Source organism: Cognatiluteimonas weifangensis (genome assembly GCF_003416885.1).
Taxonomy (GTDB): Bacteria; Pseudomonadota; Gammaproteobacteria; order Xanthomonadales; family Xanthomonadaceae; genus Cognatiluteimonas; species Cognatiluteimonas weifangensis.
Window position 1 is genome coordinate 235,697 of record NZ_QVPD01000005.1, and the last position, 17,435, is coordinate 253,131.

The 17,435-nt window shown below is 72.1% G+C and carries 15 protein-coding genes; 8 read left to right on the forward strand and 7 right to left on the reverse strand.

What is annotated here, in order from left to right:
- Positions 1 to 16 precede the first annotated feature (16 nt).
- Positions 17 to 1,405, reverse strand: a complete 1,389-nt coding sequence (locus D0Y53_RS07150; protein WP_147319034.1) for an alpha/beta hydrolase — start codon at positions 1,403 to 1,405, stop codon at positions 17 to 19.
- A gap of 400 nt (positions 1,406 to 1,805) precedes the next feature.
- Here D0Y53_RS07150 and D0Y53_RS07155 point away from each other — a divergent pair, with 400 nt between their 5' ends.
- The 3 genes from D0Y53_RS07155 (at position 1,806) to D0Y53_RS07165 (ending at position 3,604) form a co-directional block, all read left to right on the forward strand.
- Positions 1,806 to 2,165: a DUF1428 domain-containing protein gene (locus tag D0Y53_RS07155; protein ID WP_117202512.1), complete on the forward strand. Its 360-nt coding sequence runs from the start codon at positions 1,806 to 1,808 to the stop codon at positions 2,163 to 2,165.
- Positions 2,166 to 2,355: 190 nt separating this feature from the next.
- On the forward strand, positions 2,356 to 2,973 hold the full coding sequence (locus tag D0Y53_RS07160; RefSeq protein WP_117202553.1) for a trimeric intracellular cation channel family protein: 618 nt from the start codon (positions 2,356 to 2,358) through the stop codon (positions 2,971 to 2,973).
- A 7-nt stretch (positions 2,974 to 2,980) separates the two neighbouring features.
- Positions 2,981 to 3,604 carry an HD domain-containing protein gene (locus tag D0Y53_RS07165; protein ID WP_117202513.1) on the forward strand — a complete coding sequence of 208 codons (624 nt, stop codon included), beginning with the start codon at positions 2,981 to 2,983 and terminating at the stop codon, positions 3,602 to 3,604.
- Positions 3,605 to 3,664: 60 nt separating this feature from the next.
- Here D0Y53_RS07165 and D0Y53_RS07170 read toward each other — a convergent pair whose 3' ends face one another.
- The gene (locus D0Y53_RS07170) at positions 3,665 to 4,888 is read right to left on the reverse strand and encodes a hypothetical protein (RefSeq protein ID WP_117202514.1); all 1,224 of its coding nucleotides are present in this window, start codon (positions 4,886 to 4,888) and stop codon (positions 3,665 to 3,667) included.
- Between the two features lie 242 nt (positions 4,889 to 5,130).
- Between D0Y53_RS07170 and D0Y53_RS07175 the strand changes: the two genes are divergently transcribed.
- The 3 genes from D0Y53_RS07175 to D0Y53_RS12845 all read left to right on the forward strand — a co-directional run bounded on the left by D0Y53_RS07175 (position 5,131) and on the right by D0Y53_RS12845 (position 8,004).
- Complete coding sequence (locus D0Y53_RS07175; protein ID WP_117202515.1) at positions 5,131 to 6,900, forward strand: M1 family metallopeptidase; 1,770 nt, start codon at positions 5,131 to 5,133, stop codon at positions 6,898 to 6,900.
- Positions 6,901 to 6,904: 4 nt separating this feature from the next.
- Positions 6,905 to 7,735 carry a class I SAM-dependent methyltransferase gene (locus D0Y53_RS07180; RefSeq protein ID WP_199492017.1) on the forward strand — a complete coding sequence of 277 codons (831 nt, stop codon included), beginning with the start codon at positions 6,905 to 6,907 and terminating at the stop codon, positions 7,733 to 7,735.
- A gap of 116 nt (positions 7,736 to 7,851) precedes the next feature.
- Positions 7,852 to 8,004, forward strand: a complete 153-nt coding sequence (locus tag D0Y53_RS12845; protein ID WP_158550604.1) for a hypothetical protein — start codon at positions 7,852 to 7,854, stop codon at positions 8,002 to 8,004.
- Here D0Y53_RS12845 and D0Y53_RS07185 read toward each other — a convergent pair.
- Positions 7,959 to 9,284 (reverse strand): TIGR03862 family flavoprotein, encoded by a 1,326-nt coding sequence (locus D0Y53_RS07185; RefSeq protein WP_117202517.1) that lies wholly within the window; start codon positions 9,282 to 9,284, stop codon positions 7,959 to 7,961. The genes D0Y53_RS12845 and D0Y53_RS07185 overlap by 46 nt on opposite strands.
- A gap of 107 nt (positions 9,285 to 9,391) precedes the next feature.
- Here D0Y53_RS07185 and D0Y53_RS07190 point away from each other — a divergent pair, with 107 nt between their 5' ends.
- Complete coding sequence (locus tag D0Y53_RS07190; RefSeq protein WP_117202518.1) at positions 9,392 to 11,074, forward strand: serine hydrolase; 1,683 nt, start codon at positions 9,392 to 9,394, stop codon at positions 11,072 to 11,074.
- A gap of 195 nt (positions 11,075 to 11,269) precedes the next feature.
- Here D0Y53_RS07190 and D0Y53_RS07195 read toward each other — a convergent pair whose 3' ends face one another.
- From D0Y53_RS07195 to D0Y53_RS12960, 4 genes are all read right to left on the reverse strand, one after another.
- Entirely contained in the window at positions 11,270 to 12,463 is a 1,194-nt protein-coding gene (locus D0Y53_RS07195; protein WP_117202519.1) for a BaiN/RdsA family NAD(P)/FAD-dependent oxidoreductase, read from the reverse strand.
- Positions 12,464 to 12,467: 4 nt separating this feature from the next.
- Positions 12,468 to 13,022 (reverse strand): YaeQ family protein, encoded by a 555-nt coding sequence (locus D0Y53_RS07200; RefSeq protein ID WP_117202520.1) that lies wholly within the window; start codon positions 13,020 to 13,022, stop codon positions 12,468 to 12,470.
- A gap of 1 nt (position 13,023) precedes the next feature.
- Positions 13,024 to 14,994, reverse strand: coding sequence for a DEAD/DEAH box helicase (locus tag D0Y53_RS07205; protein ID WP_117202521.1), 1,971 nt, complete (start codon positions 14,992 to 14,994; stop codon positions 13,024 to 13,026).
- A gap of 157 nt (positions 14,995 to 15,151) precedes the next feature.
- Positions 15,152 to 15,304, reverse strand: coding sequence for a hypothetical protein (locus D0Y53_RS12960; RefSeq protein ID WP_199492018.1), 153 nt, complete (start codon positions 15,302 to 15,304; stop codon positions 15,152 to 15,154).
- Between the two features lie 123 nt (positions 15,305 to 15,427).
- On the opposite strand from D0Y53_RS12960, the gene D0Y53_RS07210 reads away from it, so the two are divergent.
- Entirely contained in the window at positions 15,428 to 17,011 is a 1,584-nt protein-coding gene (locus D0Y53_RS07210; protein ID WP_117202522.1) for a protein adenylyltransferase SelO, read from the forward strand.
- The last annotated feature ends 424 nt before the right edge of the window (positions 17,012 to 17,435 follow it).

Here is a 17,435-nt window from a genome sequence, read left to right on the forward strand (position 1 = left end):
TGGCGCAGCCGCGGCGTCATGGCGACGGCGACTCGGCGGCCGTTGCGGCTTCGATCGCCGCCAGCATGCCGGCCCAGCGCGGATCATCGCGCAGGCGCTGCCAGGCCGGATCGCGGCGCAGGTTCGCGGGATCGCCGTAACCCAGTTGCGCGCACGCCTGCAGTTCCGCGAAGGCGCCGTTGGCATCGCCGTCCAGCGCCAGCACCTGGGCGCGGCGCCAGTGCGGTTGCGGACGCTCGGGGAAAATCGCGCTGGCGATCGCCAGCATCGCCGCGGCGCGCGGCAGATCGCCCTGCGCCACGAGCTGTTCGGGCAGGTAGAACGCGGTGGCCACGTAGTCGCGCTCCAGGCTGCGCCGCGCCGAGGCGGCCACGGCCGGATCGTCCGCCGCGGCCTGTTCCCGGAGGCGGCCGATGCGCAGTTCCGAAAGCGCGCGCGCCGCACTCGGCGGATCCTGCCGGCGGCCTTCGACGAAGCGCTGGCCTGCGCGCGCCCGCCACTCGTCGAAGCGCTGCGCGTGGCGCCGCTCCGCCGCGCGCAGGCGGTGCTCGTCGGCCAGTCCGGCGCGGACTTCGGCGCTGCCGGCCAGGCGTGCGGCGGCATCGCGCTCGGCCTGCATGTCGCGCAGGCCGTCGAAATCGCGGGCCAGCTGTTCGCCGAGGCGCCAGCGCTGCAGCGCGTCCGGCGCGGCGGCCACGGCGAGGCGGGCGCGGGCCAGCTGCGCATCGATCCAGGCCTCGCGCCGCGGGGCGGTCCCGGCGCGCATCGCCATCAGCTCCAGCCAGTCGATCGCGGCAGCGAACACCGCCGGATCGGCCGGCCACTCGTGCCCGCCGTCGAAGATCGCCAGGCGGTGCACGGCGCCGGCCTGTGCGAGTTCGGCGTCGAGTGCGCGCATCTCCTGGTAATTGAAATCGCCGTTGCCGGCCATGCCGAAGAACGCCGGCTGCGGCAGGCGCAGCGGGCCCAGTTCCGGCGGCCGGCCGCCGCCGCAGCCGATCATTCCCGCCAGCTGGCCGCGCAGCGGTGCGACCACCGTCCACAGCGTCTTTGCGGTACCGGAAAAGCCGGCGAGATACAGCCGGCGGCGGTCGTAGGCGTAGCGCTGCGCGGCCTCGTCGAGCAGCGCCTGCAGCGCCTGCAGGGTCGTCGATTCGGCCGTGTCGCTGCGGCTCTGGTGCGAACTCATGACGATCCAGCCGTTGCTGCGGGCGCCTTCGAGCGCCAGGCGCAGGGTGTCCTCGCCGCGGCCGCGCGCATCGAGGACGATCAGCAGCGGCCAGCGGCGCTGCGGCGTGTAATCCGCGGGCAGGTAGAGGCTGTACTGCTGGTCGGCGTGCGCAAGCGTGGTCACCCGCGCGACCGCTCGATCGTGTGGCAGTGCGGTGGCGGCGGCGTCGGGCAAGGGCGCGGTTATGGCGGCGACAACCGGGGCGCTGGCGCAACAGAGCAGGGCACAGGCGAGGCAGGCGCGGAACATGGACTCTCCGGGGCGGATGCGGATCGTCGCTGGCGGCCGTTACGGTACACCCGCGCGCGGCATCGCCGGTGCGGCCGGAAACGGGGCACGACCCCGGCGTGTTCCTGCCGGGCGCGGCCGGAGGTCCGCGGGAAACCGCCCGCCGGCCTGGATCGTGCCGCCCCTGGCCGGCGGCCGCGCGCCTGCCGCGGTGGCCGGCCGCATTCACGTCTCCTGCGCGCAGCGGCGGGCACGATGCCGCCCGCCCGGGTCCGGGGCTGCGGGGCGCCGGTCCGGCCGCCGCATCGCATGGCGCGCGGCGTCGTGTCCGCAACGGGAGAAAGCAATGAACTATGTCGATGGTTTCGTGGTGCCGGTGCCGACGGCGAACCTGGCGGCGTATCGCAAGATGGCGCGCCGGGCCGGGAAGATCTGGCGCGAACACGGCGCGCTGGAGTACGTCGAGTGCCTCGGCGACGACGTCGCGCCCGGCAAGCTCACCTCGTTCCCGCAGGCGGTCAAGCTCAAGGACGGGGAGACCGTGGTGTTTTCCTGGATCGTGTACAAATCGCGCCGCGACCGCGACCGTATCAACAAGAAGGTGATGGCCGACCCGCGACTGGCCGACATGATGGATCCCAAGCAGCTGCCGTTCGACGGCAAGCGCATGTTCTGGGGCGGTTTCAAGGTGCTGGTCGAGGCGTAGCGCCGGAGCGCCGGGCCCCGGCCTGCCGTCGGCGGGCCGATGCGCGCGTCGCCACGGTCCGGCGGCGGAGCGTGGCGGCGGCACGGGCGCGCCCCGGGTGCCGGTTGTCCGATGCTTGCCACAGGACGATTGGCCGCGGTGCCGCCGGCCTGTCATCCTGTGGCCGGATCAGCCTCCGTCCGGAGTGGCCGTGCACACCTTCCTGATCGCGCTCGACCTGGTCGGCACCTTCGTCTTCGCCATCAGCGGCGCGACCCTGGGCGTGCGCAAGCGGATGGACCTGTTCGGCGTGCTGGTGCTGGCGTTCGCGGCGGCGGTGTCCGGCGGCATCGCGCGCGACGTGCTGATCGGCGCGATCCCGCCGGTGGCGCTGGTCAACTGGCACTACCTGGGCGTGAGCTGCCTGGCCGGGCTGCTCGTCTTCTTCCGCTACCACGACGTCGAACGGCTGCGCAATCCGGTGCAGGTGTTCGATGCGGTCGGACTGGCGCTGTTCGCGGTCACCGGCACCACCAAGGCGCTGGCCGCGGGTCTGGGGCCGATGGGCGCGGTGCTGCTGGGCATGCTGACCGGGATCGGCGGCGGCATGGTCCGCGACATCCTGGCGGCGCGGATTCCGGTGGTGCTGCAGTCGGAGTTGTATGCGGTCGCGGCGCTGGCCGGCGCCGCGCTGGTGGTGCTCGGGCGCAGCCTGCACTTGCCCGGGGCGCCCACGCTCCTGGCCGGCGCGTTGCTGTGCTTCGGTCTGCGCTACCTGGCGATCCGCCGCGGCTGGCGCCTGCCGGTGGCGCAGTCGCGCCGCAATTGAGCCGACGGTGGACGCGCTGCCCCTGCACCTGTCGGCAGGCCAGCGTGCGGCGCTGGCCGCGGCGTACGCCACGCCGCCACGGGCCTATCACGATTTCCACCACGTCGAGGCGGTGTTGCGGCACTACGCCGAAGTCGCGGCAGGGCCAGGCTGGAAGCAGCCGCGCGAAGTGGCGCTGGCGATCCTCTACCACGATGCCGTCTACGTCCCGGGACGCCGCGACAACGAGGCGCGCTCGGCGCGGTTCGCGCTCGGGCAGATCGCGCGCTGGCAGCCCGATGCCGGCATCGATCCGGCGCGCGTGGCGCAGCTGATCGGGCTGACCGCGCGCCACGGGCGCTGGCGGCCGGCGGACTTCGATGCCGACCCGGCGCCGGACGACGTGCGCCTGTTCCTGGACTGCGACATGGCGATCCTGGGCGCCGCAGCGGCCGAGTTCGACGCCTACGATCGCGGCATCGCGGACGAGTACCGCGGCAAGCTGCCCGGCTGGCTGTTCCGGCTCCGGCGGCGGCGGTTCCTGCGGGCGCTGCTGGCGCGCGAACGCATCTTCCTCAGCGACTTCTTTCACGCGCGCCTGGACGCGCCGGCGCGCGCCAACCTGCGTCGCGCGCTGCACGCAGGACACTGAGCGCGCTCACGGAACCGCGGCGCCCGGCGAACCGGCGCCGCGGAGCGGCACCGTGCCCGCCTAGTCGAGGTATTGCAGGTTGAGGATCAACGCCAGCACCGCCTGCAGGATCGCGATGTCGCCGTTGTCGTAGCGGCCGTAGCGATTGCGGCCGTAGTAGCCGTCCTCGTAGCCGCGCTGGAACCCCTGGCGGAAGTAGTAGTTGTAATCGGCGCGGTTGACGTAATAGTTGTCGTAACCATAGCTGGCGTCGCGCCAGGCGTAGGAGTCGCGATAGTCGCCGCGCCAGCGGTCGTAACGGTCGGCACGGCCGGCGCGCAGGCCTTCCCGGTAGCCGTAGTCGACGGCTTGCCGCAGCAGGTCGGCGCCGTAGCGGGTGGTGGTGTACCACTGGCCGCCATACCCGTAGCGGTAGCTCGCCGGCGCGTAGGAGTACGGATTGGCGCCGTAGTCGTAACGCAATGCGGCCAGGCGCGACTGCTGCTGGCGCAGGCGGCGGTAGTACTCCTGCTGGTAGCGGTACTGGGCCATGCGCCGCTGCTGCTGCAATTGCAGCGCCTGCCGGCGTTGCAGGGATTGCTGCTCGGCCGCGTAGCGGCGGTAGTCCTCGCTGCGCCGGCGCTGCTGTTCGATCCGGCGCTGCTGTTCCTGGCGGGAGATGCGGTCGCGTCGTTCGGCGTGCTCGCGCTGCTCCGCGATCCGCTGCGCAAGCAGCGATGACGCACGCGCCTGCTCCTGGCGTGCACGGGCGTCGCGGTCGCGCTCGGCCGCGGCGTGCTGCTGCTGCGCCAGGCGCCGCTCCTCGCGGCGCCGTTCGACACTCGACTGCGTGTCATGGCGGGTGGTCGCTGCATGTGGCCGCGTCGCGCTGCGCCATGCGGCCGGGGGCTGCGTCGCGGCTTGCCGCTCCGCGGCCAGGCGGGGGGCCGGCTGCTGACGCTGCGCCGGCGGCCGGGCGGATGGCCGGCGCTCGGCGCTGCGAGGCTCCTGGATCTGCCGTTCCCGCGGCGATCGTTGCCGGACCTGCGGCTGGTGTTCGGCACGCTGCAATGCGGCATCGCGCTGACGCGGCTGGGGCGCGCGGGCACGCGGCGCCGTCGCGGGCTGCCGCTGCGCTGCCGGTTTGTCGCCCTTGCGTGCATCGGCCGGGCGTTCGTCGCGGGCTTGGTGCCGGTCCGGATCCCGCGGATCCTGGCGGGCCTCGGCGGGAGCGTTGAAGCCGGCGGCCAGCAGGGCGCCGAGCGCGACGGCCTGCAGCGCGCGGGTGTGGATCGTGACGTTCATGGCGGACCTCGTGCGACTGATGCGTGGGGCAGGGCGCAAGCGGCTTGCCTGCTCGGGAGTCACTTCACCTGCCGTCCACTTAATGGCCTCTGAGTGGAATCGGCGGCGTTCAGCCGCCGTCGTCCAGCGTTCATGCCGGCCATGCGTTGCCGGTGCACCGTTGCGCGCCCCGTACCTGTCGCACTTGCGTTCGCCGCCGCCGCGCCGCGACACTCGCCGCTTCCATGTCCGGGGAGTTCGGAATGCGTCTGTCGCGTCGCTTGTCCATCGCCATCACCGCATTGCTGGCCGCGGGCGCCTGTGCCGCAGTGCCGGCGGCCCCGGCGCCGGGCAATGAGCCGCCGGGGCTGACCGCAACCACCGCCGAGACCGGCTTGCCGCGTGCGCCGGAGCAGGAAGCGGTGGCTTTCGAACATGCCGACCTGCATTTCCGCGTCGATCCGGCGCAGCGGCGCATCGACGGCGACGCCGCGCTCACGTTCCGCGCACTGCGGCCGCTGTCGCGGCTGGTCGTGGACCTGGACCGCAATTACGCGATCGCCGCCGTCGACGTCGACGGCCAGGCGCTGCCCACAGGCGCCTGGTCCAACCCGCAGGGGCGGATGAGCGTGTCCCTGCCGCAGCCGCTGGCCGCCGGTGCGCGCACCACGCTGCGGATCCGTTACGGTGGCGCGCCGCACGTGGCGACCCGCGCGCCCTGGGATGGCGGCTTCGTCTGGAGCCGTGCACCGACCGGCGAAACCTGGGTCGCCAGCGCGATCCAGGGCGAGGGCTGCGACCTGCTGTGGCCGTGCATCGACCATCCGCAGGGCGAGCCGCGGCGGGTGGACCTGCACGTCAGCGTGCCGGCGCCGCTGGTCGCGGTCGGCAACGGCGTGGCCACGGGGATGGACGAACAGGACGGCTGGCGCACCTACCACTGGCGCGCCCGCGATCCGACCACTTACGCCATCGCCATCAACGTCGGCCCCTACGAGCTGTTGGCGGACGAGTACCGGAGCCGCTTCGGCAACACCATCCCGCTGCGCTTCTGGTACCTGCGCGGCAACGCGGCCAAGGCGCGCGCGCTGTTCGCGGAATTCCCGAAGCTGCTGGAGTTCTTCGAGGCCAGCATCGGCCCGTATCCGTTCGGCGACGAGAAGATGGGCGTGGTCGAGACCCCGTACCTGGGCATGGAACACCAGACCGTCAACGCCTACGGCAACGACTACAAGCTCACCGAGTTCGGTTACGACTGGCTGCTGCAGCACGAGTTCGCGCACGAATGGTTCGGCAACCAGATGACCAACGCCGACTGGGACGACATGTGGCTGCACGAGGGGTTCGGCAGCTACATGCAGCCGCTGTACCTGCAGTGGCTGCGCGGCGACCGCGAATACGACGCCTGGCTGCTCAACCAGCGCAAGACCCTGGCCAACAAGGTGCCGATCGTGTCCGGCCACGCGATGACCGAGGATGCGGTCTACAACCGCGAGACCGGCCCCGGCCTGGACATCTACTACAAGGGCTCGCTGCTGCTGCACACGCTGCGCCAGCTGATCGGCGACCAGGCGTTCTTCGCCGCCACCCGGCAGCTGGTCTACGGCACCGCCACGCCCAGGCCCGGCAACTTCCGGCCGCGCTACGCGAGCACGCGCGATTTCATCGACGCGGTCAACGCCGCCACCGGGCGCGACTACGGCTGGTTTTTCGACGTCTACGTGTACTCGGCGGCCTTGCCGGAACTGCTCGCCACGCGCGACGCGACCGGGCTGACGCTGCAGTGGGGGGCGCCCGGCGGCAAGCCGTTCCCGATGCCGCTGCAAGTGCGCGTGGACGGGCGCGACATCGACCTGCCGATGGCGGACGGTCGCGGCCGGATCGAGCTGTCGCCGCATGCGCTGTACACCATCGACCCGCACTCGCGGGTGCTGCGCGCGCTACCCTATATCGACGCTTACCAGGCCGATGCGGCGGCGCGGCAGCAGGCCGCGGCCGCCGCGAAAGCGGCCGAGGACAAGCCGGCGGAGTAGGACAGTGGCGCACGATCGCAATCCGCAAGCCGAGCAGATGGGCGACGAGTCCATGGCCCGCAACCTCGCGCACCAGGCGCAGGCGATCTGGCCGCAGGAGCAGCGCCTGTTCGAGCGCTACGGCCTGGCGGGCGAGTTGCGCATCCTCGACCTGGGCTGCGGCACCGGCGAGATCACCCGGCGCCTGGCGCAGCGTTATCCGCAGGCGACGCTGCTGGGAATCGACATCCTCGAAGCCAATCTCGCGCGCGCCCGGGCGGGCGATACCGCCGGCGACCGCATCCGCTATGCCCAGGGCGACGCGTTCGCGCTGTCGTGCGGCGACGCCGAGTTCGACCTGGTGACCTGCCGTCACATGTCGCAGGCGGTGCCGGACTTCGCCCAGGTGCTGGCCGAGATCACCCGGGTGCTCAAGCCCGGCGGCTGGCTGCACCTGCTGTCGGAGGATTACGCGATGCTGCACTTCCCGGCGCCCGAGCCGCAGGCGTTCGATCCGGACCGGTTCTGGAACCAGAACGTGATCGCCTTCCTGCAGGGCATGGGCTGCGACGGCCGCATCGGCCGGCACACGCCGGCGTTGCTGGCGCAGGCCGGTTACAGCGACATCGCCATGGATTACATCGTGGTCGATACCCTGCGGGTGCCGCGCGCGACGTTCGCCGGCATTCTCGGCGCCTGGCGCGACGGCTACGTCGAGCCGCTGGCCGCGGCCGCCGGGCGCGATCCGGCCGCCGTGCGCGCCGATTTCGAGCGCATGCTCGCGGCGATCCGGACCCCGCCGCAGTACGCGGTCTGGCACGTGCCGGTGGCCTCGGCGCGCCGGCCGGGCGCCTGACCCGCGGCTGTGCGCGGGCCGCCGGCGGCGTCCGGGTGCCGGGCCGGTCCGGCCGCGCCGTGATGACGACCGCAACGGCGACCGGGGTAAGCTCGCGGCATCCCTCGGAGGCACCCATGAACTGGCTGGGCGTCGTGATGATGGCGGTCGGGCTGTACCTGGCGCTGAAAGTCGCCGGGACTGCGCTGAAGCTGCTGATGTGGGCGATGGTGCTGGTCGGCGCCTATCTGTTCGCCTCGCCGTTGCTGGGGTTGCCGGCGCCGTTCTGAGCCGGGTCGGCCGCACCGGCTCCGTCCGCGCCCCGGGCGGCGCCCGCATGCAGCCAGGCGACGGCACTGCGCCCGGCGCGGCGGCCGCTGGCGAAGCAGGCGCCGAGCAGGTAACCGCCGGTGGGCGCTTCCCAATCCAGCATTTCGCCGGCGCAGAACACGCCGGGCAGCGCGCGCAGCATCAGCGTCTCGTCCAGTGCCTGCAGGCGCACGCCGCCGGCGCTGCTGATCGCCTCGGCGAGCGGCCGCGGGTGCAGCAGCCGCAGCGGCAGCCGCTTGAGCGTGCGCGCAACCAGGGCGGTGTCGCCGAGTTGCGCGCGGTCGAGCACTTCGTGCAGCAGCGCGGCCTTGACCCCGGCGATGCCGACGGTGCGGCGCAGGTGTTCGGAAAGGCTGCGGCCATTGCGCGGTTTGCCCAGGTCGCGCTGCAGGCGTTCCAGATCGCGACCGGGCGCCAGGTCGAGCTGCAGGGTGGCGCCGCCGTCGCGCGCGATCGCCTCGCGCAGGGTCGCCGACAGCGCATACACCAGGCTGCCTTCGACGCCGCTGGCGGTGACGACGCATTCGCCCTGCAAGGCGTGCCAGGCGCCGCCCTCGCGCCAGTGCGCGACCACCGGCTTCAGCGGCGCGCCGGCGTGGCGCTGGGCGAAATACGCGCTCCAGCCGATGTCGAAGCCGCAGTTGGCCGGCTGCAGCGGCGCGACGTCGATGCCGTGCGCGTGCAGCAGCGTCTGCCAGGCGCCGTCGGAGCCGAGCTGCGGCCAGCTGCCGCCGCCCAGCGCCAGCACCACCGCGCCGGCGCGCACGCGGCGCTCGCCCTGCGCCGTGGCCAGCCGCAACCGGCCGTCGGCGTCCCAGCCGAGCCAGCGATGCTGGACGTGGATGCGCACGCCGTCCTCGCGCAGGCGGCGCACCCAGCCGCGCAGCAGCGGCGCGGCCTTGCGGTCCAGCGGGAACACGCGCCCGGAACTGCCGACGTAGGTATCCACCCCCAGCCCGCGCGCCCAGGCGCGCAGCGCATCGGCATCGAAATCGTCCAGCCAGCGCCCGACCTCGGCCTGGCGCTCGCGATAGCGCGCATCGAAGCCCGGCCGCGGCTCGGAGTGGGTGAGGTTGAGCCCGCCCTTGCCGGCGAGCAGGAACTTGCGCCCGACCGACCCCTTGGCCTCGAACAGGTCCACGGTCAGCCCCGCGGCGCGCGCGGTTTCGGCCGCCATCAGGCCGGCCGGGCCGCCGCCGATCACCACCAGGCCGGGCATTGCGTCGTCTTGGGCAGGCATGGCGGGCAAGGGAAACGGGCCGCCATTATGCCGCCCCTGACTTTCGGGCCTGCGCCGCCGATGCGCTATGGTCGATAGTCGGGAATCGGTTCCGGGGAGACAGGCAGATGCGAGCGCACGGGTGGCGACTGGGGTGGAAGCGGGCGCGAGTCGCCGCGGCCGGATTCGGCGTGGCGCTGTGCGCCGGATTCGCATTCGCGGCGCCGCCGCAGGCGCAGGCCGTCGCGGTGCCGGTAGCCACGGATGCCGCGGGCGCGCTGCCGGCATCGTTGCAGGACTTCGACGCCTATGTCGAGAACGTGCGCCGGACCTTCGACGTGCCCGGCATCGCCGTGGCCATCGTCAAGGACGGGCAAGTGGTGCTGGAGCGCGGATACGGCCTGCGCGACCGCGAGGCCAATGCGCCGGTGGATGCGCACACGCTGTTCGCGATCGCCTCCAACACCAAGGCCTTCACCGCGGCCTCGCTGCAGATGCTGGCACAGGACGGCAAGCTGGAAATGACCGACCGGGTGATCGAGCACCTGCCGTGGTTCCGCATGTCCGATCCCTACATCACCCACGAGATGCGCATCCGCGATCTGCTCGCGCACCGCAGCGGCCTCAGCCTGGGCGCCGGCGACCTGCTGTACTGGCCCACCACCGACTACAGCAACCGCGAGGTCGCCGAGCGGCTGAAGGACGTGCCGATCACCGGCGGTTTCCGCGAGCAGTACGCCTACGACAACATCCTGTTCGGCGTGGCCCAGCTGGTGGTGGAGCAGGTGTCGGGCCTGCCGTTCGAGCGCTTCCTGCAGCAGCGCATCTTCGACCCGCTGGGCATGGCCGAAACCCGCTACAACAGCGACCACCTGCAGGGCCTGACGAACGTCGCCACCGGCTACGCCAAGGCCGACTTCAAGGACCTGGTGCCGGCGCCGCGCATGACCTGGGCCAATGTCGGCGGCGCCGGCGGCATCTATTCGAGCGTCCACGATCTGTCGCAGTGGGTACGGGCGCAGCTGGCCGGCGGCGTGTACGCGGGCGAGGGCGAGCAGGCCAAACGCCTGTTCACCGAGGAGCGCCAGCGGCAGATGTGGACAATGCTGACCCCGATCCCGGTGGCCAAGCCGTCGGTGCCGGAACTGGCGCCGGCCGTGCCCAACTTCATGGGCTACGGCGAGGGCTGGTACCTGGGCGACTACCGCGGCCGCAAGCTGGTCTGGCATACCGGCGGCTGGCCGGGCATGGTCTCGCGGGTGACGATGCTGCCGGAGCAGGGCATCGGCGTGATCGTGCTGACCAACGCCGAATCCGGCGCCGCCTTCAACGCGGTGACCATGCGCGCGCTGGACGCGATGCTGGGGCCGCCGGCCTACGACTGGACCGCCGCCTACGCCGCAGCGCGGGCGAAGCAGGAAGGCAAGGCCGACGAAAGCTGGCGCAAGCACCTCGAGGCGCGCAATGCGGCCTCGAAGCCGTCGTTGCCGCTGGCGGCGTATGCCCAGACCTACCGCGATCCCTGGTATGGCGACGTCGTCGTCTCGCAGCAGGGCGGCAAGCTGCGGATCCGCTTCGCGCATACCGCCGACCTGGTCGGCACGCTGAGCCACTGGCAGCACGACACGTTCCAGGTGCGCTGGGACCAGCGCTGGCTCAACGCCGACGCCTTCCTGACGTTCGCACTGGATGCGGACGGCAAGATCCGCGAGGCGCGGATGCAGCCGATCTCGCCGCTGACCGACTTCAGCTTCGATTTCCAGGATCTGCGGCTGGCGCCGCTGCCGCCGAAGGCCGCGGACCGACCCTGAGGCGCGCGGCGGGCGCCGCGGAGGCCGCCCGACGCCGGCGCCGCGCCGGCCGCGTGGACGCGGCCGCGAGGCGGTGCGCAGTCGCGCGGGCCGGCGCGGGATCGGCCACGAGTGCTTGGCGGGCGCGGCTTGCGCCATCACGCACGCGATCGCGCCCGGATCCGGGCCGGCCGGGCCCGCTGCGGTCGCGTCCGGTCACAGTGCGCTGCCGGCGGCGTGGCCGGAGGCCCAGGCCCACTGGAAGTTGTAGCCGCCCAGCCAGCCGCTGACGTCGACCACCTCGCCGATGAAATACAGCCCCGGAACCAGCTTCGACTGCAGCGTTGCCGACGACAGGCCGTCGGTGTCGACCCCGCCCAGGGTCACTTCGGCGGTGCGGTAGCCTTCGGTGCCGCTGGCGACCAGCGGCCACGCCGTCAGGAGCGCGGCGATTTCGCGCAGTTGCGGCAGCGTGAACTGGCGCAGCGGCCGCGCTGGCTGCAACGGCTGCAGCCAGTGCTCGCACAGCCGTTGCGCAAAGCGGCGCGGCAGCAGGTCCGCCAATACCGTCTTCAGTTCCGCCGCCGGGCGTTCGCACTGCTGTTGTTGCAGCGTGTCGAGCGCGTCGATGCCCGGCAGCAGGTCCAGGCGCAGATCCTCGCCCGGTTGCCAGAACGAGGAAATCTGCAGGATCGCCGGCCCGCTGACGCCGCGATGGGTGAACAGCATGGCGTTGCGGAAACTGGCGCCGCCACAGCGCGCCTCGACCGGCAGCGCCACGCCGCTCAGATCCGCCAGCCGTTCGGCGTGCTTGCCGCTGAGCGTAAGCGGCACCAGGCCCGCGCGCGTGGGCAGCACCGCGTGGCCGAACTGCCGTGCCAGCGCGTAACCGAAACCGCTGGCGCCCATGCTCGGGATCGACAGCCCGCCGCTGGCCACCACCAGAGCCGGCGCGGAAAACGCGCCTTGCGTGGTCCGCACGCGGAAGCCCGTGGCCTCGCGCTGCACCTGCTCGACGCTGCAGGAGGTGGCGATCCGCACCCCGGCCGCCGCGCACTCGTCCAGCAGCATCTTCACGATCAGCTTGGAGGAGACGTCGCAGAACAGCTGCCCGAGCTCCTTCTCGTGCCACGCGATGCCGTGGCGCTCGACCAGGGCGAGGAAATCCTGCGGCGTGTAGCGCGCCAGCGCCGATTTGCAGAAGTGCGGATTGGCCGACAGGTAATTGGCCGGCGAGGCGCCTGTGTTGGTGAAGTTGCAGCGTCCGCCGCCGGACATCGGGATTTTCTTGCCGACCCGGTTGGCGTGTTCGAGCACCAGCACGCGGCGGCCGCGCTGGCCGGCGGTCAGCGCGCACATCAACCCGGCCGCGCCGCCGCCGACGACCAGGGCGTCGAAGGCCTCCGCCACGCGCTCAGGCCCGTTCGGCGGGGGCCATGCGCAGGCTCAGCTGCACGCTGACGCTGGTGCCTTCGCCGTACAGCTCGGCCTGGCCGTCCTGGATCATGCATTGCAGGCGCATGCCGCGGTCGGCCACCGCGGCCAGCGCGTCGACCGTCTCCGGCGACAGGTCGATCACCGTCAGGTTGTCGCAGCGCGACAGGGTGCGGGCGGCCTTGTGCCACCACGGGTCGGCGCCGTGGCCGCGGTAGTTGATCACCACCACCTGCCGCGCGCGGCCGCAGGCCTTGCGCACGCGCGCCTCGTCGGGCTGGCCGAGGTCGATCCACAGCTCGATCTCGCCGCTGCGCGACCTGCGCCACAGGTCCGGTTCGTCGTCGCTGGACAGGCCGCGGCCGAATTCCAGGCGCTCGTCGGCATGCAGCGCGAACGCCAGCAGCCGCACCATCAGCCGCTCGTCGGTTTCCGACGGGTGCCGCGCCAGCGTCAGCGAGTGGGTGGCGTAGTAGTTGCGGTCCATGTCGCTGACCTGCAACTCGGCGCGGAATACGGTGGCCTTGAGCGCCATGTCAGCCGCGCGGCTTGTCAGGCCTGCGCAGGCCCGGCTTGCCGGGGCCGGGCTTGCGGAAGCCGGGTTTGCGCGGCACGCCGGACGGCGGCTTGCCGGCGTGCGGGCGCTGGCCGTGTCCGGGGACGGCATCGGTGTCGGCGGCGCCGGCGCGCTGCATCCGCAGCGGGCGGCCGGCGACGCGCACCTTCTTCAGGTGCTCGAGCAGCGCGCGCGGCATGCCTTCGGGCAGGTCGACCAGGCTGTAGTCGTCGCGGATGTCGATGCGGCCGATGTAGCGGCTTTCCAGCTCGGCTTCGTTGGCGATCGCGCCGACGATGTTGCCCGGCTGCACGCCGTGCGCATGGCCGACCTCGATGCGGAAGGTCTCCATGCCGACTTCGGGCGCCTGGCGGCGCGGGCGCGGTGCGGGGCGGTCGTCGTCGAACAGCGCTTCGCCGGCATTGGTTGCCGGGTGCCGTCTTGCAGCCTCGTCCTCCTCGCGCAGGCGGGGGGCCGGTGCCTTTGCATGAGCGGAAGTCGCCGGATGGGCGGGCGGGCGCCCGCCGAAAGCCCCGCTTTCGCGGGCATGACGGCTAGGGGGCGCACGGTCCCCGTGATGGTCGCGGAGGCTCCGTTCGGGCTGCGGCCGCTGCGGCGGCGCCTGCAGCAGCAGGGGGGTCTTGCCCTGCACCAGCTGCGCCAGGGCGGCGGCGATGTCGACCATCGGCACGTCGTGCTCGCGCTCGTAGCGCTCGACCAGTTCGCGAAAGATCGGCCGGTCGGTGCTTTCCAGCGCGGTGCCGATCTTGCCCAGGAACCTGGCGACCCGGCGCTCGTTGACCGCCTCCACGCTGGGCAGCTGCATCGGTTCGAGCTTCTGCCGCGTCGCGCGCTCGATCGCGCCGAGCATGCCGCGCTCGCGCGGCGCCACGAACAGGATCGCCTCGCCGCTGCGCCCGGCGCGGCCGGTGCGACCGATGCGGTGGACGTAGCTCTCGGTGTCGTAGGGGATGTCGTAGTTCAGCACGTGGCTGATGCGGTCCACGTCCAGACCGCGGGCGGCGACGTCGGTGGCGACGAGGATGTCGATGCGGCCGTCCTTGAGCGACTGCACCATCTTCTCGCGCTGCTTCTGCTCCACGTCGCCGTGGATCGCCGCCGCCGACAGGCCGCGGGCGGCGAGCTTCTCGGCCAGCTCCTGGGTGCCGAGCTTGGTGCGGGCGAAGATCAGCATGCCGTCGAAGGATTCGGCTTCCAGGATCCGGGTCAGCGCGTCGAGCTTGTTGACCCCGCTGACCATCCAGTAGCGCTGGCGGATGTTGGTCGCGGTGCTGGTCGCCGACCTGATCGCGACCTCGACCGGATCCTTCAGGTGGGTCTGGGCGATGCGCTTGATCTGCGCCGGCATGGTCGCCGAGAACAGCGCCACCTGGCGCGTCTCCGGCACCTTCTTCAGCACCGTCTCGACGTCGTCGATGAAGCCCATGCGCAGCATCTCGTCGGCTTCGTCCAGCACCAGGCAGCGCAGTTGCGACAGGTCCAGCGAGCCGCGATCCAGGTGGTCGATGATGCGGCCCGGGGTGCCGACCACCACCTGCACGCCGCGCTTGAGCGCCTGCAGCTGCGGGTAATAGCTCTGGCCGCCGTAGATCGGCAGCACGTGGAAGCCGGGCAGGTGGCTGGCGTACTTCTGGAATGCCTCGGCGACCTGGATCGCCAGCTCGCGCGTGGGCGCCAGCACCAGCGCCTGCGGGGTCGATTGCCCCGGATCGAGGCGGGCAAGGATCGGCAGCGCGAACGCCGCGGTCTTGCCGGTGCCGGTCTGGGCCTGGCCGAGCACGTCGCGGCCAGCCAGCAGCGGCGGGATGGTCGCGGCCTGGATCGGCGAGGGCGACTCGTAGCCGACGTCCGCCAGCGCGCGCAGCAGCGGCTCGGGCAGGCCGAGCTCGGTGAACTTGGGGGAAGACGCGGGGGCGGGGTCGGCGCTCATGGCGGTTTTGCGGCGCCGGTGGGGCCGGACGGAAGCGGACAGTTTACGCGGCGCGGCTGGAGCCGCGGCTCCTGTGCGGGTGGCGGCCGGGCTGGCGGCGGCGCGGCGCTCGGCGGCGGGGCGGGGATCTGCGCGCGCCGCGATGGCCCGGAAAGGGCTATTCGCCGCGATCGGGCGTCTCGCCGTGGCCGTGCGGCGGGGGATTGGCGGCGGTCTTGGCGGCCTGTTTTTTCGCCAGTTTTTCGTCCTGTTTTTTCTTCTTGGCGATTTCGCGTTGCCGCTTTTCGAACGAGTAGTTGGGTTTTGCCATCGATATTTCTCCCGGAATTGCCGTCCAGTCTAGGGCATGGCGGCGGAAGCCGCCGCGGCCGGGCCGGGCGGCAGCCGCGGACAGTCATCTCCGGGACGGCCCGCAGGTGCTTCAATGGCATGCATGTCCGCATCCCGCCTCCGTCTCGCCGAGCGCCTGCGTTTCGACAACGCTTTCGTGCGCGAGCTGCCGGGCGACCCCGAAGTCGGCCCGCGCCTGCGCCAGGTCGAGGGCGCGCTGTGGTCGGCGGTCGCGCCGCTGCCGGTCGCGGCGCCGCGCTTGCTGGCGCATTCGCGCGAGCTGGCGGCGCGACTCGGGTTCAGCGAGGAAAACGTCGCCTCCCCGGAGTTCGCCCGGGTCTTCGGCGGCAATGCGCTGTGGCCGGGGATGCAGCCGTTCGCGGCCAATTACGGCGGCCACCAGTTCGGGCACTGGGCCGGGCAGCTCGGCGACGGCCGTGCGATCACCCTGGGCGAGGCGGTCACCGCGACCGGCGAGCGCTGGGAACTGCAGCTCAAGGGCGCCGGGCCGACGCCGTATTCGCGCCACGCCGACGGCCGCGCGGTGCTGCGCTCCTCGATCCGCGAGTTCCTGTGCAGCGAGGCGATGCACCACCTGGGCGTGCCGACCACGCGCGCGCTGTGCCTGGTCGGCACCGGCGAGACGGTGGTGCGCGACATGTTCTACGACGGCCATCCGCGCGCGGAACCCGGCGCGATCGTGTGCCGCGCGGCGCCGTCGTTCATCCGTTTCGGCAGTTTCGAGCTGCCGTATGCGCGCGGCGACGTCGGACTGCTGCGCAAGCTCGCCGATTTCTGCATCCGCCGCGACTTCCCGCACCTGCGCGGCACGGGCGAGGCGCTGTACGGCGACTGGTTCGGCGAGATCTGCGAGCGCACGGCCACGGCCGTGGCGCACTGGATGCGGGTCGGCTTCGTGCACGGGGTGATGAACACCGACAACATGTCGGTCCTCGGCCTGACCCTGGACTACGGCCCTTACGGCTGGATCGACGACTACGATCCGGACTGGACCCCCAACACCACCGATGCCCAGGGCCGCCGCTACCGCTTCGGCTGGCAGCCGCAGATCGCGCACTGGAACCTGCAGCGGCTGGCGCAGGCGTTGTCGCCGCTGTTCGCGGACGTGGCGCCGCTGCAGGCCGGACTCGACCGCTACGCCGCGGCCTACGTCGCCGCCGACCGCGACAACATCGCCCGCAAGCTGGGGCTGGCCGAATGCCGCGACGCCGATGTCGAGCTGATGCGCGAGTTGCACGGCCTGCTGCACTCGGCCGAGGTCGACATGACCCTGTTCTTCCGGATGCTGGCATGCGTCGATCCGCAGGCGCCGACGTTGGCGCCGCTGGTGCAAGCCTTCTACGACGAGGGCAAACGCACCGCCGCGGAACCTGCATTCGACGGCTGGCTGTCGCGCTACGCGACGCGCGTGGCCGGGGACGCGCTGGACGCGGATGCCCGCCGTGCGCGCATGGATGCCGCCAACCCGCGGTACGTGCTGCGCAACTACCTGGCGCAGCAGGCGATCGACCGCGCCGAGCAGGGCGATCCGGCCGGTGTGGACGAGTTGCTGGAGGTGCTGCGCCGGCCCTACAACGACCAGCCAGGGCGCGAGGCCTACGCGCGCCGGCGTCCGGACTGGGCGCGCGACAAACCCGGCTGCTCGATGCTGTCCTGCAGCTCCTGAGTCCGCGGCTCCGCCACGGGGGCCCGAAACAGCGTTTTCCCCGGCTCCAAATCGGCTTCGGCAGGAGTCGCCGCCCGACAGGCTGGGGGGTGCTGCGCCCTCCAAGGAACTCCTGTCTTTAAGTCGGGCCGCAGGCCGTGCTGGCCTGACTTCGAGTCATGGCTGCTCTTGTGAGATCGGCTTCGGACGGAGTCGCCGCCCGGCGAGCTGGGGGTGCTGCGCCCTCCTGACGACCTCCTGTCTTCCAGTCGGGGCGCAGGCCGCGCCGGACCTGACTTCGAACCATGGCCTGGTCTTGAGAGATCGGCTTCGGACGGAGTCGCCACCCGGCGGGCTGGGGGTGCTGCGCCCTCCTGACGACCTCCTGTCTTTAAGTCGGGTCGTGGACCCTCCATGGTCCACTCTCCGCACCCCCAGCCCGCCG